This is a genomic window from Bacteroides sp. MSB163 (genome assembly GCF_036416795.1).
In the GTDB taxonomy this organism is placed as follows: domain Bacteria; phylum Bacteroidota; class Bacteroidia; order Bacteroidales; family Bacteroidaceae; genus Bacteroides; species Bacteroides maternus.
In genome coordinates, this window is sequence record NZ_CP143867.1 from 4,760,204 (window position 1) to 4,778,697 (window position 18,494).

22 protein-coding genes and 1 pseudogene are annotated in these 18,494 nt (G+C 40.5%); 19 read left to right on the top strand and 4 right to left on the bottom strand.

Annotated features, from left to right (window positions below):
* Nucleotides 1-81: 81 nt before the first annotated feature.
* The 10 genes and pseudogenes from VYM24_RS18280 to VYM24_RS18325 all read left to right on the top strand — a co-directional run bounded on the left by VYM24_RS18280 (nt 82) and on the right by VYM24_RS18325 (nt 9,668).
* A complete protein-coding gene (locus VYM24_RS18280; RefSeq protein WP_330940584.1) occupies nt 82-216 on the top strand; it encodes a hypothetical protein in 135 nt (44 codons plus the stop codon).
* Between the two features lie 348 nt (nt 217-564).
* On the top strand, nt 565-1,311 hold the full coding sequence (locus VYM24_RS18285; RefSeq protein WP_291549205.1) for a DUF1349 domain-containing protein: 747 nt from the start codon (nt 565-567) through the stop codon (nt 1,309-1,311).
* Between the two features lie 342 nt (nt 1,312-1,653).
* Nucleotides 1,654-2,134, top strand: a pseudogene (locus VYM24_RS18290) (HU family DNA-binding protein).
* A gap of 108 nt (nt 2,135-2,242) precedes the next feature.
* Nucleotides 2,243-3,364 carry a DUF362 domain-containing protein gene (locus tag VYM24_RS18295; RefSeq protein WP_299095683.1) on the top strand — a complete coding sequence of 374 codons (1,122 nt, stop codon included), beginning with the start codon at nt 2,243-2,245 and terminating at the stop codon, nt 3,362-3,364.
* 152 nt (nt 3,365-3,516) lie between these two features.
* Nucleotides 3,517-4,026: an ECF transporter S component gene (locus VYM24_RS18300; protein ID WP_291549207.1), complete on the top strand. Its 510-nt coding sequence runs from the start codon at nt 3,517-3,519 to the stop codon at nt 4,024-4,026.
* A gap of 24 nt (nt 4,027-4,050) precedes the next feature.
* On the top strand, nt 4,051-4,446 hold the full coding sequence (locus tag VYM24_RS18305) for a phosphoribosyltransferase (protein ID WP_291549208.1): 396 nt from the start codon (nt 4,051-4,053) through the stop codon (nt 4,444-4,446).
* Nucleotides 4,447-4,484: 38 nt separating this feature from the next.
* The gene (locus tag VYM24_RS18310; RefSeq protein ID WP_044271144.1) at nt 4,485-5,420 is read left to right on the top strand and encodes a DUF362 domain-containing protein; all 936 of its coding nucleotides are present in this window, start codon (nt 4,485-4,487) and stop codon (nt 5,418-5,420) included.
* Between the two features lie 27 nt (nt 5,421-5,447).
* Complete coding sequence (locus VYM24_RS18315) at nt 5,448-6,965, top strand: 4Fe-4S binding protein (protein WP_299095676.1); 1,518 nt, start codon at nt 5,448-5,450, stop codon at nt 6,963-6,965.
* A 163-nt stretch (nt 6,966-7,128) separates the two neighbouring features.
* Entirely contained in the window at nt 7,129-7,962 is an 834-nt protein-coding gene (locus VYM24_RS18320) for a patatin-like phospholipase family protein (protein ID WP_330940585.1), read from the top strand.
* 8 nt (nt 7,963-7,970) lie between these two features.
* Nucleotides 7,971-9,668, top strand: a complete 1,698-nt coding sequence (locus VYM24_RS18325; RefSeq protein WP_330940586.1) for an alpha-amylase family protein — start codon at nt 7,971-7,973, stop codon at nt 9,666-9,668.
* A 74-nt stretch (nt 9,669-9,742) separates the two neighbouring features.
* On the opposite strand, the gene VYM24_RS18330 is transcribed toward VYM24_RS18325, so the two are convergent.
* Nucleotides 9,743-9,979: a DUF6965 family protein gene (locus VYM24_RS18330; RefSeq protein WP_288531808.1), complete on the bottom strand. Its 237-nt coding sequence runs from the start codon at nt 9,977-9,979 to the stop codon at nt 9,743-9,745.
* A gap of 300 nt (nt 9,980-10,279) precedes the next feature.
* Here VYM24_RS18330 and VYM24_RS18335 point away from each other — a divergent pair, with 300 nt between their 5' ends.
* From VYM24_RS18335 to VYM24_RS18345, 3 genes are read left to right on the top strand one after another with little or no spacing between them, the layout of a single operon-like run.
* Nucleotides 10,280-10,945, top strand: a complete 666-nt coding sequence (locus tag VYM24_RS18335; RefSeq protein WP_022210103.1) for a DUF2461 domain-containing protein — start codon at nt 10,280-10,282, stop codon at nt 10,943-10,945.
* A gap of 39 nt (nt 10,946-10,984) precedes the next feature.
* A complete protein-coding gene (locus VYM24_RS18340; RefSeq protein ID WP_007214042.1) occupies nt 10,985-11,431 on the top strand; it encodes a NanQ anomerase/TabA/YiaL family protein in 447 nt (148 codons plus the stop codon).
* Between the two features lie 29 nt (nt 11,432-11,460).
* Nucleotides 11,461-13,470: an alpha amylase C-terminal domain-containing protein gene (locus VYM24_RS18345; protein WP_291549219.1), complete on the top strand. Its 2,010-nt coding sequence runs from the start codon at nt 11,461-11,463 to the stop codon at nt 13,468-13,470.
* Nucleotides 13,471-13,547: 77 nt separating this feature from the next.
* Here the strand turns inward: VYM24_RS18345 and VYM24_RS18350 are convergent, their stop codons facing one another.
* The 3 genes from VYM24_RS18350 to VYM24_RS18360 all read right to left on the bottom strand — a co-directional run bounded on the left by VYM24_RS18350 (nt 13,548) and on the right by VYM24_RS18360 (nt 15,414).
* Entirely contained in the window at nt 13,548-14,303 is a 756-nt protein-coding gene (locus tag VYM24_RS18350; RefSeq protein WP_007218411.1) for a tetratricopeptide repeat protein, read from the bottom strand.
* A 531-nt stretch (nt 14,304-14,834) separates the two neighbouring features.
* Nucleotides 14,835-15,032: a hypothetical protein gene (locus tag VYM24_RS18355; protein WP_138292304.1), complete on the bottom strand. Its 198-nt coding sequence runs from the start codon at nt 15,030-15,032 to the stop codon at nt 14,835-14,837.
* 1 nt (nt 15,033) lies between these two features.
* Nucleotides 15,034-15,414 carry a helix-turn-helix domain-containing protein gene (locus VYM24_RS18360; RefSeq protein WP_138292305.1) on the bottom strand — a complete coding sequence of 127 codons (381 nt, stop codon included), beginning with the start codon at nt 15,412-15,414 and terminating at the stop codon, nt 15,034-15,036.
* Between the two features lie 346 nt (nt 15,415-15,760).
* Between VYM24_RS18360 and VYM24_RS18365 the strand changes: the two genes are divergently transcribed.
* Genes VYM24_RS18365 through VYM24_RS18390 form a run of 6 tightly spaced genes read left to right on the top strand, consistent with a single transcriptional unit; the run spans nt 15,761 to nt 18,490 of the window.
* Nucleotides 15,761-16,021, top strand: coding sequence for a hypothetical protein (locus VYM24_RS18365; protein ID WP_138292307.1), 261 nt, complete (start codon nt 15,761-15,763; stop codon nt 16,019-16,021).
* A complete protein-coding gene (locus VYM24_RS18370) occupies nt 16,008-16,397 on the top strand; it encodes a hypothetical protein (protein WP_330940587.1) in 390 nt (129 codons plus the stop codon). The genes VYM24_RS18365 and VYM24_RS18370 overlap by 14 nt, the downstream gene beginning before the upstream one ends.
* Nucleotides 16,398-16,403: 6 nt before the next feature.
* Nucleotides 16,404-16,637, top strand: coding sequence for a hypothetical protein (locus tag VYM24_RS18375; protein ID WP_138292308.1), 234 nt, complete (start codon nt 16,404-16,406; stop codon nt 16,635-16,637).
* Nucleotides 16,634-17,194, top strand: coding sequence for a response regulator transcription factor (locus VYM24_RS18380; RefSeq protein ID WP_330940588.1), 561 nt, complete (start codon nt 16,634-16,636; stop codon nt 17,192-17,194). The genes VYM24_RS18375 and VYM24_RS18380 overlap by 4 nt, the downstream gene beginning before the upstream one ends.
* 53 nt (nt 17,195-17,247) lie before the next feature.
* Nucleotides 17,248-17,442 carry a hypothetical protein gene (locus VYM24_RS18385; protein WP_288259187.1) on the top strand — a complete coding sequence of 65 codons (195 nt, stop codon included), beginning with the start codon at nt 17,248-17,250 and terminating at the stop codon, nt 17,440-17,442.
* A 19-nt stretch (nt 17,443-17,461) separates the two neighbouring features.
* Nucleotides 17,462-18,490 (top strand): hypothetical protein, encoded by a 1,029-nt coding sequence (locus tag VYM24_RS18390; RefSeq protein WP_330940589.1) that lies wholly within the window; start codon nt 17,462-17,464, stop codon nt 18,488-18,490.
* The last annotated feature ends 4 nt before the right edge of the window (nt 18,491-18,494 follow it).

Genomic DNA, 18,494 nt, shown 5'->3' on the forward strand with positions numbered 1-18,494 from the left:
GAATGATTCATGTGCTGTATATCACTTATTCGTGATGAGATATTTAATTACGATGTCTTGTATTCATTCGGTGAACATCCTATGATACACTTAAATGCTTTACTGAAATATTGCGGATATCTATTCCCAGCCCACCCGATGATACAGGGTATTGATATGCTAGGCAGTGCCAACGATACGGAGGCTTGGCTTCGCCGAATCGGAATCATCAAATAAAAAACATAAAATAAGGAAAAGATGAAAAAAGGAAATCTTCATGTACGGACTCCGGTTTTGATATCCTAAGAATACAGAAAATAAAATCTAAAGAGGGTATCAAAATAACGCTTAGAACACAAATTACACGAATTACACAAATAATTCTTTTTTTATACTTCTGATAATCAAAGCTTATCTGATTTGTTATTTACGTAATTCGTGGAAGTGGCTTTCTGATCGAGTTCCGAATCTATCCCAAAACTGTTTATTGTTCCATTATGAATTTGGTTATTTTTCACCATTGTGTGAATGGCCGAAACAGACTATTTTTGCGAAAAAAAATAATCATTCATAATCAATTAAGCAATGAAAAGTAATACTATTTATCAAGTAATTCTTGCAGGAAGCATCATATTGGCTTCTTGCCAATCCAACAATTCTGCTAAGCAAGACGAGTCTCAACAAACAATGAACAAAACAGTTGTAAACAAAGTTACAGATTGCAAAATCAGTGCGGGAAACATCACTTTCACTAATGCTATCAATGGAGCTGAAAATTGCGTGAAACTGCTTGATGATGGCGCATTGGAATTCCATTGTGCCGAAGGACTGGATTTCTTCAGTGACCCGAATGGAAAACTGTCAAATACAACGCTTCCTATTCTGCTTGTCCCCGTTGAGAACACGAAACCTTTTACGTTAATAGCCAAGGTTACTCCGGAGTTCACAACAGAGGGATTGTATAATGCAGCCGACCTTTTTGTATATTCTTGTGATTCACTTTGGCAGAAACTGGCATTTGAACAGGATGAATATGGTAACCACCGTATTGTTACAGTAAGAACACAAGGAACATCCGATGACAATAATCATGACAAATTAGATGTTTCATCTGTTTACCTGAAAATTTCATCTGATACAAAAACCATTGCCAGCTATTATTCCATTGACAAGAAAAAATGGAATATGGTTCGTCTATACAAGAATTATTATCCAAATAACATTTATTTGGGTATCAGTAGCCAGTGTCCTCAAAAAGGCAGCTGCACAAGTCGTTTTGAAGAAATTTCTTTGTCTCACGATAATGTTAGCGATTTCCGCTTGGGAGAATAAACCATTATATATTGAAGGTGTAATTCTTAAAATGGCATGACAAAAACCGCAGAATATTTCTACTTTCTGAAAAAGCTTATGATTTAAGTATAGTTTTGGAGTCAATTGATAATAAAGAAAAGTATCTCGCTCTTATCTTTAAAAGTTATAAGAAAAAGCAAGTTCTATCGATTTTCACAAAGCGCTTTAAATCATCCATTTATAACTTTTCTCAGAAAAACCCACTCCAAGGCATCAAAAGAGCACAATACTTCCCATACTACATCCTATCTTTGCAATGTCATCAGAAATAAATGATGGCAAGTGAACCTTATTTTTTTAACCAATTAAACTTTAATTATTATGGCTTTAGAGTATAGTGACCAAAAGAGTGTTTGGCTTTGACGACACAAAGGCAGAGAAGTATGTAGCGAAATCTGTGCGTTCGGGACAGATGAGTTTTAGTAAAATGTGTGCAAAAGTTAGTCGACTTTGCGGAATCCACCGAAAGGTAGTAGATTTAGTAGTCAGCGGTTTGGTTGATATAATGGCGGAGGATATTGATGACGGAAAAAGTGTTCAATTGGGAGAATTCGGCATCTTTCGCCCCACCATTAAGGCCAAAAGTGCGGATACAGCGGAAGGTGTAACGGCTAGTAATATAGTACGCAAGCGTATTGTATTCACTCCGGGGAAAATTTTCCAACGTACTTTGAGAGAAATGAGTGTAACCTGCGCCATTCCCATCGATACAGATCATACGGACGGAAGCAGTTCCGGTGGTAACGGTAGCGGTGGCAACCAAGGAGGTGACGGTGGTATAGAGGATGATCCGTTAGAATAATGCCAAATTAAAGTAGCGAAGTTCTTTCGCTACTTTTTTTGTTTCCATACCTATTTATATGGATAATATCTCTTATTTTTGCACATATTATAACTATAAATAGATAATATGGAAACATCAAAAGTCTACTACACAGACCTGCGTACCTCTCCTACTTCCAATCTTCTGGATAAGATGGAGCGCTTGGTAAAGCGGGCAGGTATTGAACAACTACCCTTAAAAGACAGTTTTGTCGCTATCAAGATTCACTTCGGTGAGCCGGGAAACCTTGCTTATCTTCGTCCGAATTATGCAGCTCGCATGGCAAACCTATTGCGCAACAATGGTGCAAAACCTTTCTTGACGGACTGTAACACACTATATTCAGGCCGTCGTGCCAATGCCGTCGATCATCTGCAAAGCGCAATGGAAAATGGTTATAATCCTATATCCGCCCAATGCCAGGTCATCATCGGAGATGGATTGAAAGGTACGGATTGCCGGGAAATTCCCTTAAACGGTGAGTACTGTGCCGCCCCCAAGATTGGTACTGCCATAGTCGATGCGGATATTATCATCAGTATGAATCACTTTAAAGGGCACGAACAGGCAGGTTTTGGCGGAGCTTTAAAGAATTTGGGCATGGGTTGTGCCAGCGTAGCCGGAAAACTGGAACTACATTCAGCCTCTCAACCCAAAATAGATACGGAAAGTTGTATCGGCTGTAATATCTGCGTGAAGCACTGTGCACACGATGCTGTACATCTGAATGCAAGACGCAAAGCAGAAATAGATTATGCGAAATGCGTAGGTTGCGGACAATGTGTCGCCTTGTGCCAGTATGACGGCGCCATTATGGGCGATGAAGATACGTCCGAACGCTTAAACTATAAGATTGCCGAATATTCACTGGCCGTAGTGAAAAATAAGCCCAACTTCCACATCAGTTTTATAATGAACGTATCTCCGGAATGTGACTGTTGGAATCATAATGATGCCGCCATTGTACCCGACCTCGGTATTCTGGCTTCTACAGACCCTGTGGCTCTGGATAAAGCATGCGCGGATATGGTCATACAAGCTCCTATACTGCACACGGGCAACCGCCTTTCCGCCGGACATGAGCACGATGATTTGTGTGGCCATGACAAGTTCCACATGATGCACCCGGATACGGACTGGCTGGCTGGATTGCGCCATGCGGAAAAGATCGGATTGGGCAATATGCAATATGAATTGGTGAAGATTTAAACCTTTTCCGTCCGAAAGAGTCTTAATATAAACGTACCGATACAAAACCTGTAAGGATTGAGACAAATCTTCAAACAAAATGAGCGCTCATCTCCTACTTTTGTATCTTGAAGAAACATAATAATAACAAATTAAAATCTAATCATTGAATAATGGAAACATCTGCTAAACTCTACTCTTTGTCGTTCAGTAACGTGAAGACCTATTTGTTTGCATTCTTATTTGTTGCAGGAAATATAGCATTGCCGCAGCTTTGTCATCTGGTTCCTGCGGGCGGACCGACTTTGCTGCCTATCTATTTCTTTACATTGATTGCCGCCTATAAATTCGGTTTCCGTGTAGGACTGCTTACGGCTTTACTTTCTCCGTTGATTAATCATTTACTGTTTGGTATGCCCGCTGCCGCTGCATTGCCTGTGTTGCTGATAAAATCCGGTTTACTTGCAGGAGCAGCTGCATTTGCTGCGCGATATACAAAGAAGATATCCTTAGTTGCATTGCTTAGTGTGATTCTTACTTACCAGGTGATAGGCACTGCTTTTGAATGGGCTATATGTGGTAACTTCTTCCTGGCCGTACAAGATTTCCGTATTGGCATGCCGGGTATGCTGATCCAATGGTTCGGTGGTTACGCTCTGCTGAAAGCTATTTCCAAACTTTAATAATAGACTATCTCCCATAACAATATGGCAAAAACAATGGAAGAAGTGCTGGAACGCTTCCGCACAATTGAATTCCGCGATGATTTTGATATGATCGTGGCTATTGCTAATGGCGGTATCGTTCCGGCAGGTATCATCAACCAGCGATTGCAAAAAGAAGTGCATCTGCTACGTATCAATTTGCGAGATGAATACCAGCATCCGAAGTACGATGTACCCCAGTTGCTCGCTCCGGTTGACTTTGATTTTAAAAATAAAAGCATCTTATTGGTAGATGACCGTATTAAGACAGGATCTACCATTCGCCTGGCGTGCGAATTACTAAAAGACGCACGTCTGATAAAAACATTCGCAGTCAATGGTACGGCAGATTATGCCTTGTTTGACGAGACGTGTTTTAAGTTCTCGTGGATACTATGAACAATTGATAATTAATAGATTAATAATCTGAAGGGCCTATGGATAGAAGGGATTTCTTAAAGACTCTGGCGGTAACGGGTGCGGTGATGACCGTACAACGTTCCGAAGCAATGGACATACTGGCGCAAAAGCTGACAAATGCTGGCGGCGGTAAGGTGGATCTGGTAGCTGTGATGGGTGGAGAACCGGAAGCGATGTTCAGGCGTGCTATTACAGAAATGGGTGGCATGAAACAGTTTATAAAACCGGGACAAAAGGTAGTGGTTAAACCGAATATCGGTTGGGATAAAGTACCCGAATTGGCCGGTAATACGAATCCGAAGCTCGTTGCGGAAATTGTGAAGCAATGTCTTGCCGCAGGTGCCAAGGAGGTTACGGTTTTTGATCATACTTGCGATGACTGGCAGAAGTGCTACAAGAACAGTGGCATTGAAGAAGCTGCCAAAGCTGCGGGTGCCAAGGTTATGCCGGCTCATCTGGAAAGCTACTACAAACCAGTCTCATTGCCCAAAGGCGTACGCATGAAAAGTGCCAAGGTACACGAAGCTATTCTGAACAGTGATGTATGGATCAATGTGCCCATCCTGAAAAACCATGGAGGTGCCAATCTGACGATTTCCATGAAGAACCACATGGGTATTGTTTGGGATCGCGGTTTCTTCCATTCCAACGACTTGCAGCAATGTATTGCCGATATCTGCACAATGGATAAGAAAGCAGTACTGAATGTGGTGGATGCCTATCGCGTTTTGAAAACGAATGGCCCGCGCGGACGTTCTGCTTCGGATGTGGTATTGACCAAAGGATTATTTATTTCACAGGATATCGTGGCCGTAGATACGGCTGCCACCAAATTCTTTAACCAGGTTCGCGAAATGCCGCTTGAAAGTGTAGCTCACCTTGCTAACGGGCAGGCATTGAAGATTGGAACAATGGATTTGGATAAGCTGAATGTGAAGCGTATCAGGCTTTAATTCAAGCTATATAAAGTATACACACTTATGTTGAGAAAAGCACGTATTATACTGTCCGTTGTTATCTTCGGGCTGATAACTTTTTATTTTCTGGATTTTGCGGAAATATTGCCAAATAGTTTCCACAGACTGGCGCATATACAGTTTGTACCGGCATTGATATCTCTCAGTTTTATCATCCTGGCAGTGCTGATACTGATTACCTTGTTATTGGGACGTATCTATTGCTCTACAATTTGCCCGATGGGTATCTTTCAGGATATAGTGACCTGGATTTCTAAAAAGACGGCAAAGAAAAAGAAACGTTTCCGCTACTCGCCTGCCAGGAATATACTGCGCTGGGGAGTGTTGGGGGTAACGGCTATAGCTTTTCTTTTCGGATTTACGGTTATTTTGGGTCTGCTCGATCCTTACAGCGCTTTCGGACGTATGACGGTCAATGTGTTTAAACCTGTGTATATGTTAGGAAACAATTTGCTGGAAAGCATATTTTCAAGTTTCAATAACTATACTTTCTATCAGGTGGACGCTTCTCTCCTGAGTATCTCGTCCTTTATTATCGGACTGTTGACGTTCTTGGTGATTGGCTTTCTGGCATGGAAATACGGACGTACTTGGTGCAACACAATATGCCCGGTAGGTACGCTGCTTGGCTTTCTGAGCCGCTTCTCACTGTTTAAAGTACGCATCGATACAGAAAAATGCAATCATTGCGGACTGTGTGCCACTAAATGCAAGGCCTCATGTATTAATAGCCCGGAACAGATTATTGACTACAGTCGTTGCGTAGATTGTTTCGATTGTTTAGGTGCATGTCGCCAGAACGCACTTAGTTATACCACTCCCCTCAAAACAGAGAAACAGGTGACTGACGCTTCCAAACGCCGTTTTTTACTTGCCGGGCTAACAACTGCCGCTGCAACTCCCAAAGTAATGGCACAAGCCCAGAACGTAGCAGCTGCGGTAGCTGGAATGAAAAGTGATAAACGTCAGACACCTATAACACCGCCGGGATCTATCAGTCTGGAACATTTTCAGGCACATTGCACCTCGTGCCACCTGTGTGTCAGTAAATGTCCTTCTCATGTACTGAAGCCTGCTTTTATGGAGTATGGTTTAGGGGGAATGATGCAACCGACCGTTTTCTTTGAAAAGGGTTTCTGTAATTTTGATTGTACCGTATGCGGGGATATTTGTCCGAATGGAGCTATCCTGCCACTGACGAAAGAGCAGAAACACCTGACACAGATGGGTAAAGTTGTCTTCATCGAAGAGAACTGCATCGTCTACCGTGACGGAACCAGTTGTGGGGCTTGTTCGGAACATTGCCCTACGCAAGCTCTGTCGATGATTCCTTTCAAGGACGGATTGACAATTCCTCATATAGATACGGAAATTTGTGTAGGTTGTGGCGGTTGTGAATACGTCTGCCCTGCCCGCCCCTTCCGCGCCGTATATATCGAAGGAAATGCCGTACAGCAAGAGGCTAAACCCTTCACCGATAATCATCAGGAAGAAATTCAGGTGGATGATTTCGGATTTTGATTAAATATTTTCCCGATTCCCACTGACGCCTGTCTTCGATTGAATAAATTGGGGGCAGGCGTTGCTTTTTCTCTATACTTAGCACATTTTTCTCCCTTTTTACTTTCAACCTACAATAAAATCACTAATTTCGTGGCGAACAAATATATGGTAGATTTTTTACATGGAGGCAACATCAAATAATTGGTTTACGAACAAATATCCTATAGGATATGCTTTGAGCGGTGGTTTTATCAAGGGTTTCGCGCATCTGGGCGTGATGCAGTCATTGTTGGAACATGACATCAAACCTAATATCCTTTCGGGAGTAAGCGCAGGGGCTTTGGCAGGCGTGTTTTATGCAGACGGCAACGAACCGCATAAAGTGCTGGATTACTTCTCCGGGCATAAGTTCCAGGACCTGACCAAATTAGTCATACCAAAAGTGGGATTGTTCGAGTTAGGCGAATTTATTGATTTCCTGAAAACCAATCTGAAAGCAAAGACGATGGAAGAATTGCAAATACCTCTCATCATCACTGCAACCGACCTCGATCACGGACGTGTGGTGCATTTCCACAAAGGGGATATTGCCGAACGTGTGGCGGCTTCATGTTGTATGCCTGTCCTTTTCTCTCCTGTAAAAATAGAAGGAACGCATTATGTAGATGGTGGAGTGTTTATGAACTTACCTGTATCTACCATTCGGCGTGTTTGTAGCAAAGTGGTGGCAGTAAATGTTAGTCCGCTACTGGCGAACAAATATAAGATGAATATTGTAAGTATTGCCATGCGTTCCTACCACTTCATGTTCCGTGCCAATACGTTCCCCGAACGGGAAAAAGCGGATTTATTAATAGAACCGTATAATCTGGATGGATACGGCAATACCGAACTGGAAAAAGCAGAAGAGATATTTATGCAGGGATACAATGCCGCTAACACTCTTCTGGATCAGTTGAAAGCGGATCAGGGAACCATCTGGAAAGATGAAAGTAATTATCAAATCATAAAATAAAAAATAGAATGGGGAAAGATGAAAAAATGATTATCTATCAAGTGTTTACGCGCTTGTTTGGTAACAATCATAATCACTGTATCAATAACGGGAACATAACGGAAAACGGATGCGGTAAAATGGCGGACTTTACAGCCAAGGCACTCAATGAAATAAAGAAGTTGGGAGCCACACATATTTGGTATACCGGTATCATAGAACATGCCACGCAAACGGATTATCGCCGTTACAACATACGTCCCGATCATCCGGCTATTGTTAAGGGAAAAGCAGGCTCTCCTTATGCCATCAAGGATTATTATGACGTGGATCCGGACTTGGCAAACGATGTACAGGAACGTATGAAGGAATTTGAAAATCTGGTACAACGTACTCATCGTAGCGGTCTGAAAGTCATTATTGATTTTGTTCCGAATCACGTTGCCCGCCAATATCATTCGGATGCACAACCTGACGGAACTTCACAGTTGGGTGCAAATGATGATCCTAATTACGCTTTCAGCCCATATAATAATTTTTACTATATCCCTCAATCCGAATTGCACGGTCAGTTTGATATGAAAGGATCGGCTGCGGAACCTTATAAAGAATGTCCTGCCAAGGCTACGGGGAACAATCGTTTCGATGCTTATCCCAATATCACCGACTGGTACGAAACCGTGAAACTGAATTATGGAGTGGACTATCAGAATGGTGGAACCTGTCACTTCAATCCCACTCCGGACACCTGGACAAAGATGCTGGATATCCTTCTTTTCTGGGCAGACAAGAATATTGACGGTTTTCGTTGTGATATGGCGGAAATGGTTCCGGTTGAGTTCTGGGAATGGGTGATTCCACAAGTGAAAGAGAAGCATCCTGATTTGTTATTCATTGCAGAGGTTTATAATCCGGCAGAATATCAGAATTACTTATTCCGCGGAAAATTTGATTATCTATATGATAAGGTAGGGCTTTATGATACGCTTCGTAATGTGATTTGCGGCTATGATTCGGCTACGGCCATTACTCGTTCTTGGCAAAGTCTGGGTGACATCGAGAAACGAATGCTGAATTTCCTGGAGAACCATGACGAACAGCGCATTGCTTCTGATTTCTTCGCTGGAAATCCGCGTAAAGCCGTTCCAGGATTGATTGTTTCAGCTTGTATGAATACCAATCCGATGATGATTTATTTCGGGCAGGAATTCGGTGAACTGGGCATGGATAGCGAAGGTTTCAGTGGCAGAGACGGGCGTACCACTATTTTTGATTATTGGAGCGTGGACACCATTCGTCGCTGGCGGAATGGTGGGAAGTTCGATGGCAAGATGCTGACGGAAGACCAAAAACACATCTATAGTATCTACCAACGCATCCTGACGCTTTGCAACAAAGAAAAAGCAATCACTGAAGGAGAATTCTTCGATCTGATGTATGCCAACACAAATGGCTGGCGCTTCAATGAGCATAAACAATACACATTCTTGCGCAAAGCTGGGAAAGAGTTATTGTTCATTATCGTGAACTTTGACCACATTTCAGTAGATGTAGCTATCAATGTGCCTTCTCATGCCTTTGACTTCCTGCAAATACCGCAGATGGATGTTTATCCGGCGATAGATTTACTAACCGGAAAGACGGAAAGTATTAGTTTGCTGCCTTATAAGGCTACGGAAATTTCAGTAGAAGGATATAGTGGAAAGATATTGAAAATCAAGTTATAATAAGATTTTCACCACGGAGTAACACTGAGTTCCACAGAGTAATCTTTATTCGAAAGAATCCTTATTACTCTGTGTTACTCCGTGGTTCTTTCTCCTTCCAGTTTTTCCTTCAGTCTGTACAGACGCGTAATGGCCGGATTGTAAAACTCATCCGGATAATGCGCTTTGATATCGTTTATATTTGCCACTACGTATTGTCTAAGATTCACAATTTTTTCGGCCTCACTTAGTTGTAACTCTTTGGGTAACTGTGCGTTCTCAGCCCACTTCATCAAGGCATTCACACTTTCTTCATCATACTTATATTCCATATGTTCGTATAATTTTTCTACAAAGATATAAACAAATGATAAAAACACACATACCCCTTCGAACTTTTTCTGTGGAGGCGTGTTATATTATTGTGTTTTTCATAGTATTAGATATAAGATTAATTAAAGGAGACTGTACCCGCTTGTGATAAGTAAGTACATCAAAAACAGAAGCGTCTGTTTGATTGATAAATGTGTAAGGAGCATCGGTTTACCAGAGCCGATGCTTTTTTTGTCCCTCTTTGTAGCATGTTAGGAAAATTATGCGTAATTTTGTCAGATAATAAGGAAAATACCAATATGAACATCCCTGTTATTTTTCAATTCTTAAAAGAAGTGTCCGCTAACAATAACCGCGAATGGTTCAATGCTCATAAGGACTTATATGAAGAAGCCCGTGGGGAATTTGAGAACCTGTTATCGGCTATAATTACCCGTATCTCGCTTTTCGATGAAAGTATTCGTGGCGTTCAAGTCAAAGACTGTACTTACCGGATTTATCGTGATACGCGCTTTTCGCAGGACAAGACCCCGTATAAAACTCATTTGGGCGGATACATCAACGCCCGCGGTAAGAAATCAGACCACTGCGGTTACTATGTTCACATTGAACCGGGCAACTGTCTGTTGGCAGGTGGTAGCTATTGCCTGCCTCCTAAGACGTTGAAAGCCGTGCGACAGGCAGTGTATGATAACATAGACGAATTTCGCGGTATAGTTGAAAATCCGGATTTCAAGCAATACTTCCCGGTAATAGGCGAAGATTTCCTGAAAACAGCTCCCAAAGGGTTTCCAAAGGATTTTGAATATGTACAATATCTGAAATGCAAGGAATATACCTGTTACTGCAATCAACCGGACAGCTTCTTTCTGGCATCCGATTGCGTGGATCGTACGGCGGAAATCTTCAAGCAAATGAAACCTTTTGCTGATTTCCTGAACTACACGATTGACGACTTTGAATAAAATTTGATAATAATATAACTAACTTAAAACATTAAAGCTATGGTAGTAGATAGATTAGAAAATTTAGAAAAATATGCATCGTTGAACCCCTTGTTCGCCCAAGCTATTGAATTCTTGCAATCGCATGACTTGAACGCAATGGAAGTTGGCAAAACCGAACTGAAAGGTAAAGACCTGGTTGTAAACGTAGCTCAAACTACCCCTAAAGCTAAAGAACAAGCCAAACTGGAAACACACAATGAATTTATAGATATCCAGATTCCTCTCTCCGGTGCGGAAGTAATGGGCTATACCGCAGGAAAAGATTGCGTACCGGCTGATGCTCCCTACAATGCAGAGAAAGATATTACTTTCTTCGAAGGACTGGCTGAAACTTATATCACTGTAAAACCTGGAATGTTTGCTATATTCTTCCCTCAAGACGGACATGCTCCCGGCATTTCTCCTGACGGTGTGAAGAAAGTCATTGTGAAAGTGAAAGCATAATAATCCAATCAATCAAAAACTCATCCTTTATGGAAACATTGAATTTGATCAAAAACGACCCCTGGCTGGAACCTTTCGAAGATGCCATCAAAGGCCGTCATCAGCATGTATTAGACAAAGAGGCTGAACTGACGAACAAAGGGAAACAGACTTTGTCTGATTTTGCCTCGGGATATTTATATTTCGGACTTCACCGTACTGCTGACGGCTGGATTTTCCGTGAATGGGCACCCAACGCCACAGAAATATTTATGGTGGGCACATTCAATGAATGGAAAGAACTGAAGAAGTACAGTCTGAAACGTAAGGATTATGGTGTTTGGGAAATCAAACTCCCGGCAGATGCCATGAGACACGGTGATTTATACAAACTCATTGTACATTGGGAAGGCGGTTGCGGAGAACGTATTCCTGCCTGGGCAACACGGGTGGTACAAGACGAGCAAACCAAGATTTTCAGTGCGCAGGTCTGGTCACCGGAAAAGCCATATAAAGTAAAGAAGCGTACATTTAAACCTAATACGGATCCTTTGCTTATCTACGAATGCCATATCGGTATGGCGCAACAGGAAGATAAAGTAGGAACTTACAACGAGTTCCGTGAAAAAACTCTTCCGCGCATAGCTAAAGCCGGATACAATTGCATTCAAATCATGGCAATTCAGGAACATCCCTACTACGGTAGTTTCGGTTACCATGTATCCAGTTTCTTTGCCGCTTCTTCCCGTTTCGGTACTCCGGAAGAATTGAAGGAGTTGATCGATACCGCACACGGATTGGGTATTGCAGTGATTATGGACATCGTTCATTCTCATGCAGTAAAGAATGAAGTGGAAGGCTTGGGCAATTTTGCCGGTGATCCGAATCAATACTTCTACCCCGGCGCACGACGTGAACATCCGGCTTGGGACTCACTTTGTTTCGACTATGGGAAAAATGAAGTTATCCATTTCCTTCTCTCCAACTGTAAGTACTGGCTTGAGGAATACGGATTCGACGGTTTCCGGTTCGATGGTGTAACATCTATGCTCTATTATAGTCACGGACTGGGTGAAGCCTTCTGTAACTATGGAGACTATTTCAATGGCCATCAGGACGACAATGCCATTTGCTACCTGACACTTGCCAACAAACTTATCCACGAAGTAAATTCCAAAGCAATAACGATTGCCGAAGAAGTATCGGGAATGCCCGGTCTTGCAGCTAAAGTTGAAGACGGCGGCTATGGTTTCGACTACCGTATGGCGATGAATATCCCCGATTATTGGATCAAGACCATCAAAGAAAAAATAGACGAAGACTGGAAACCGTCCAGCATGTTCTGGGAAGTAACCAATCGTCGTAAAGATGAAAAGACCATATCTTATGCAGAAAGTCACGACCAGGCATTAGTGGGCGATAAGACGATTATCTTCCGTCTGATAGATGCCGATATGTACTGGCATATGCAGAAAGGCGATGAAAACTACACAGTAAATCGTGGTATTGCTCTTCACAAGATGATACGTTTACTGACTTCAAGTACTATCAATGGTGGTTATCTTAACTTCATGGGCAACGAATTCGGTCACCCCGAATGGATTGATTTTCCACGTGAAGGTAATGGATGGTCATGCAAGTATGCCCGCCGTCAGTGGGATCTGGTAGATAACAAGAATCTTACTTACCACTATATGGCCGACTTTGATGCGGATATGCTCAAAATCATTAAGAGCGTGAAAGCTTTCCAGGCAACACCTGTTCAGGAAATCTGGCATAATGACGGTGATCAGGTATTGGCATACATGCGTAAGGATTATGTCTTTGTGTTCAACTTCAATCCGAAACAGTCATTTACCGATTATGGCTTCCTGGTTTCTCCGGGCACATATGAAGTAGTATTGAATACGGATAATCCTGCTTATGGCGGTAATGGATTAGCAGATGACACTGTAAAACATTTCACTATTGCTGATCCTCTTTATGAAAAAGAGAAGAAGGAATGGTTGAAGTTATATATTCCTGCCCGTACAGCAGTAGTATTGAAGAAAACGAAATAAATAACATACTATAAATAAAAAAAGCCGTGTCGGGAAATTCCAACACGGCTTTTTTATTCTTCTTTCCGATAGATTGATTATTTCAATTGCGCTTCAATTTGCGGCAATAGTTTCTTAATATTATCTATCATACTTTTTTCACGAGGTTTGTCTGCCGAGAGTAAGGGGAGTGCACGTTCCAGATACGTTTTAGCATTCTGGAAGTTCTTGTCAGCGATTTCTTTCTGTGCATCGTACTTAGCTTTATCTGAATTAGCCAATGGTGCTGCATTCTTCAGAACTAAAGCTGCCTTATTATAAGAAAGTGTACCCAAGCTGTACAATGCATTGGTATTCTTTTCATCGTCAGCAAGTACTTGTTTGAAAGCTTCTTCAGCATCATCCAGTTTATTAGCCTTTTGTGCTTTAATACCGGCATTCAGATAATAATTAGCATGAAGTCTTTTCAATGTCTTGTTTTCCGGAGCCGCTTCTATACCCTCTTTCAGAGTGGCAAGATACTCACTGTCTTTTTTCAAATCCTTCAATGCACCGGCTTTACCTACATATGCATTTCCCAGATTGTATTTCTTTTGAATAGCAATATCAAAATACTTGAGAGCTTCTTCCGGTTTTTTGATTTTATCGGCACAAACGCCGCAGTTGTAAGCGATAACAGAGTCCTGATTGTTTGTCTGTGTCAGGTAGGTACTGAATTTTGTAAATGCTTCCTGGTAATTTTTGGCTTCGAGTGCTGCCTTTCCTTCGTTAATTAGATTTCCAGGTTCTGTAGTTTGTGCAAAAAAGTTAGTTGCTGCACAACACAGCGCAATGGATAACAAAAATTTTTTCATGTGCTTTAAATTTTAAAAGTTGATATCCCAAAATTAGTGTTCATAGCTATAGAAGCAAAACCATTTTAACTTTTTTGTAGTTTTTAGGACAGCTGTAACAAATGTTATTTTACGTAAATTTCAAGGGGGACTATCTAGAGACCAACAGCATGAGAAAAACAAATTATGCACATAATCAAAATAGATTATATTCAGAATGAAAATAAATCATACAGAAAAATCCCCGTATTCTACAGAATTACCCTAATTCATGAAAAAGAAAAGTCGCAAATGCTTATTTATTAGCGATTTGCGACTTTTCTTCTGTGATTCCGTTGCCACTACTTTTCTTATTGGCTGATAGTCAGTTGTATATCTTTTGTTGCCTAAATTACTTTTAGAAGAGGGGGGGGTAACCTATCCAAACAGATTTTAGTTCCTAACATAATATGTACACCGTTTATGCCCAACAAATAGACAATCTGACGGGACACAAACGGGATGTAAAACAAAGTTCTAAATTTCATTTTCCTATAAAGGTTTCATTTATGTTTAATCAACACCTGGCATTGAACAATACACATAATAACCTTCCTTAATACAAGTTATTTTAACGTCAAATCCATCTGGGTCAATTCCGTCTGTGCTGATGCAAATACTATCTCCTACTTTCCCTAATAGCTCTTCTATTTCCACCTCAAAGCTGAACTGACCAGCTTCAACGATATAGAGATACGACTTTTTATCCATATTACTTTTGCTTTTGGATTAATATTTGAATTGTTCTCTCTTTCTCAGTTATCACCCTCTCTTTTTCTTCTAAAAGAGCGTTAAGATGCTCTATCTCTTTGCGGCACTCACTTAAAGTTATATCTCCTGATATCTTGTTGCCATTACCTTTAACTTGATGCCCAATACTTACCCCTAAAGAATTAGTTTCTCTATCAAAAAAATAGTCTATTGGTACATTAAAATAATCTGCTATAATTTCTAGATTGTCAGCACCAGGGATTGAAGTGTTATTAAGCCAAACATATAAATTTGATTTAGATATACTTGTATCTTTTATAAACTGTGCTTGGCTTATATTTCTATCTTCCAATAATCTTCTTATTTTATCAGGATTAAACATGCTATATTATTTATATTGGGTTTAAATAACGGGATTGGGTTAAAATAATAAGATTAATATTTTGATATTGGATTATTATTTTAGACCTTTGCGTTATAAATATAATAACAATAATTGTAACATTTAAGATTATGAACGAAAAAACATCAAAAATGGTACCTAAATACCATTACGACCAAATGGAGAAAGCCACGAGACTGAAGCTCCGTGATGAGTTCCTAAAAAGAAGCGGTATGTCATTAATTACGTTCTATGACAAATTAAGAAAAGACTCTTTCAAGCCTTTGGAAAGAGAACTATATGAGAACATTTTCATAATTCAACAAAATTAAGAATCAATCAAATTATGGATGAATTTAAAAGAATACCCTTTGGCGGTAATCCCTATGCGGATTTTGAATTTTTCAAATTAGAATTAAAAGTGAGTGAAATAAAATATACCCCAGAGCAGATTTATGCACACTTTGAATTCATAAACGGGTGCAAAGTAGATGTACAAGGTACATTTTATCCCTCACTAATTCGCAAAGCTGTAGTTCAAGTTCACGAAATGGAGCACACAAATATTGCAAACTCATCACGTTGTGGAATTCATGCCGATAACTAACATCGAGTTCTACAGCACCCCCGAAGGTGATGTGATGATGAAAGAATTAGGTCTTCCAGCGGTTGTGCTCAGTGAGAACAACCGCCCGACCATCGAATATATGCTTTCCATCATCCGCGACCGCTACCCCAAGGCACATGCTAGATTGATGAAGCTCTATTCAGCCAGTACGATGAACCGCTGGCATTACGAGTTCCGTGTGGTGCACCGTTTTATCCGCTGTAACTTCGGGGAGTATGATCAGTATAACCTTGACATAAACAAAGATGGCCAGTTTGTATTCGAAGAAGTAAAGTGTCCGCTGCGGGGTGAGTGCGAGCATGAAGAATACCTTGGCATGAGTGTAGAAGAGCTATTTCCAACAACTAAAAAATAACAGAATATGAAACTAACTTTACTTACAGCCGAAAAAGCAAAAAAGATTGCTGATAACAATGAAGAATTGGATGATTTATTGGATCGAATCTTTGAAAAAGCATTCATAGGAAAATATTGCTTATATCTATCAGAAAAAATTTCTGACGAAATTGTGACCGAACTAAAAGAACTTGGATATAAAGTCGAATTTATAGGAGAATCAAATCCTATATGTACTATAAGATGGAGTTTTTTATGAATGAGATAGCCAACATCGAATTCTACAACACCCCCGAAGGTGACGTGATGATGAAAGAATTAGGTTTTCCAGCGGTTGTGCTCAGTGAGAACAACCGTCCGACCATCGAATATATGCTTTCCATCATCCGCGACCGCTACCCCAAGGCACATGCCAGATTGATGAAGCTCTATCCAGCCAGTACGATGAACCGCTGGCATTACGAGTTCCGCGTGGTACACCGTTTCATCCGTTGCAACTTCGGGGAGTATGATCAGTATAACCTTGACATAAACAAAGATGGCCAGTTTGTATTCGAAGAGGTAAAGTGTCCGCTGCGGGGGGAGTGCGAGCATGAAGGAGTGATTTGTCGCCCGGAACTTGATACGGCACTGAGTGAGCGTGAGATGGAGGTGTTTCGGCTCATTGTCTCCAACTACCAAACGGATGAGATTGCAGCAGATTTGCACATATCGCCTTATACGGTGAATCGCCATCGCGAGAATATTAAAGCGAAAATCAAAGTTCGAAATGTGGGTGAGATGATAACTTATTGGCATCAGAATCAAATGAAATAGCAATAATATTTAGACTGCTTACAAACTATCAATTCTAAATAACAATGAATCAAATGGATATAAAATTAAGCAAGATGCAGTTTATTCATTTAGAACATATCTGCAAAAAAGGATGGGGTGGTTATAGCAAACCATCCGATGAATTAGACGAAATGGTAGAAAACGGTTTATTGACAAAATCGGCTGGACCATTCGGAGATGTTGTTTATCGTCCAACTAACAAGGGATATGAGTTAATAAATTCCTAATAAAATTATTGAAAATATCATGACTACATCATTAATTCAATTTCACAAAACAGATAATGTCTGTCATTATGAACTAACTCAAGAAGGTAAAAAATGCCAGTTCCTCCAGTTCTTGATTAATACCAGTAACTTCACTTGGCGCAAAATACCGGAAGAAATCACTGAAGAAGACAAACGGCAAGAAGCCTCTATCCTATTGAGCAAACTTTGTGCTATTGGGTACTTGATTTTTCAGAAAAAGAGACCGGATGTTTCGCGTGCAGTCATTGCAACCGATTACATGAACAAAGAACCCGGACGGAGTGGGAAAACCTTATTTGTGAATTTCATAGCCAAGTTCATTCAAGCAGAACACATAACTGGTAGATTCATCGATATAAATAATGCTTTTATTTGGAATGACCTATCCTCACAGACCAAACTCGTTGTGCTTGATGATCTACCGGAAAACTTTGAATTTGATTGGTTATTTCCATGTATTAATGGAGACTGGGTGATCAATAGAAAAGGAAAACAAGTAGATATGATCCCTTATTCATATTCTCCCAAAATAGTTATCACAACTTTCTCGGAGATAGCTGGCAAAGGAGTTAGTGTCGATTATAGGAAATGGGAACTTCCCTTTTCTGATTATTACAATGCCAGCCATAGCCCCATTGATGATTTCGGAAAATGTTTCTTCACAGACTGGGATATCGAAGACTGGAAGTATGCTTATATGTTGATCGCTGACTGCGTACAACTTTATTTGAATTATGGGCCAGTATTAACTCAGGAAATTCTATGGGAAAGTAAAATAGAAGTTGAAATAGGAACGGATTTTGTTTCCTGGGCAGACATCTATTTTTCAAATCCTTCATATCTAAATCAGACCATCTCCAGAAAAAAGTTATATGAACTATTTTTGAAAGAGGATGGTAAGAGACGTACATGTGTCTCATCTACAGCTTTCAAACACAAGCTGGCTAAATATTGCAATGCAAAAAAGATAGCTTTTAGCACACAAATTTCAAATGGAACTGAGTTCTTTTCTTTCTCAAAAGTATAATTGA

Excerpts from the sequence above, each read along its gene's own strand:
- VYM24_RS18280 (WP_330940584.1), top strand. The coding sequence starts at position 82 with ATGATACACTTAAATGCTTTACTGAAATATTGCGGATATCTATTCCCA.
- VYM24_RS18285 (WP_291549205.1), top strand. The coding sequence starts at position 565 with ATGAAAAGTAATACTATTTATCAAGTAATTCTTGCAGGAAGCATCATA.
- VYM24_RS18295 (WP_299095683.1), top strand. The coding sequence starts at position 2,243 with ATGGAAACATCAAAAGTCTACTACACAGACCTGCGTACCTCTCCTACT.
- VYM24_RS18300 (WP_291549207.1), top strand. The coding sequence starts at position 3,517 with ATGGAAACATCTGCTAAACTCTACTCTTTGTCGTTCAGTAACGTGAAG.
- VYM24_RS18305 (WP_291549208.1), top strand. The coding sequence starts at position 4,051 with ATGGCAAAAACAATGGAAGAAGTGCTGGAACGCTTCCGCACAATTGAA.
- VYM24_RS18310 (WP_044271144.1), top strand. The coding sequence starts at position 4,485 with ATGGATAGAAGGGATTTCTTAAAGACTCTGGCGGTAACGGGTGCGGTG.
- VYM24_RS18315 (WP_299095676.1), top strand. The coding sequence starts at position 5,448 with ATGTTGAGAAAAGCACGTATTATACTGTCCGTTGTTATCTTCGGGCTG.
- VYM24_RS18320 (WP_330940585.1), top strand. The coding sequence starts at position 7,129 with ATGGAGGCAACATCAAATAATTGGTTTACGAACAAATATCCTATAGGA.
- VYM24_RS18325 (WP_330940586.1), top strand. The coding sequence starts at position 7,971 with ATGGGGAAAGATGAAAAAATGATTATCTATCAAGTGTTTACGCGCTTG.
- VYM24_RS18330 (WP_288531808.1), bottom strand. The coding sequence starts at position 9,979 with ATGGAATATAAGTATGATGAAGAAAGTGTGAATGCCTTGATGAAGTGG.
- VYM24_RS18335 (WP_022210103.1), top strand. The coding sequence starts at position 10,280 with ATGAACATCCCTGTTATTTTTCAATTCTTAAAAGAAGTGTCCGCTAAC.
- VYM24_RS18340 (WP_007214042.1), top strand. The coding sequence starts at position 10,985 with ATGGTAGTAGATAGATTAGAAAATTTAGAAAAATATGCATCGTTGAAC.
- VYM24_RS18345 (WP_291549219.1), top strand. The coding sequence starts at position 11,461 with ATGGAAACATTGAATTTGATCAAAAACGACCCCTGGCTGGAACCTTTC.
- VYM24_RS18350 (WP_007218411.1), bottom strand. The coding sequence starts at position 14,303 with ATGAAAAAATTTTTGTTATCCATTGCGCTGTGTTGTGCAGCAACTAAC.
- VYM24_RS18355 (WP_138292304.1), bottom strand. The coding sequence starts at position 15,032 with ATGGATAAAAAGTCGTATCTCTATATCGTTGAAGCTGGTCAGTTCAGC.
- VYM24_RS18360 (WP_138292305.1), bottom strand. The coding sequence starts at position 15,414 with ATGTTTAATCCTGATAAAATAAGAAGATTATTGGAAGATAGAAATATA.
- VYM24_RS18365 (WP_138292307.1), top strand. The coding sequence starts at position 15,761 with ATGGATGAATTTAAAAGAATACCCTTTGGCGGTAATCCCTATGCGGAT.
- VYM24_RS18370 (WP_330940587.1), top strand. The coding sequence starts at position 16,008 with ATGCCGATAACTAACATCGAGTTCTACAGCACCCCCGAAGGTGATGTG.
- VYM24_RS18375 (WP_138292308.1), top strand. The coding sequence starts at position 16,404 with ATGAAACTAACTTTACTTACAGCCGAAAAAGCAAAAAAGATTGCTGAT.
- VYM24_RS18380 (WP_330940588.1), top strand. The coding sequence starts at position 16,634 with ATGAATGAGATAGCCAACATCGAATTCTACAACACCCCCGAAGGTGAC.
- VYM24_RS18385 (WP_288259187.1), top strand. The coding sequence starts at position 17,248 with ATGGATATAAAATTAAGCAAGATGCAGTTTATTCATTTAGAACATATC.
- VYM24_RS18390 (WP_330940589.1), top strand. The coding sequence starts at position 17,462 with ATGACTACATCATTAATTCAATTTCACAAAACAGATAATGTCTGTCAT.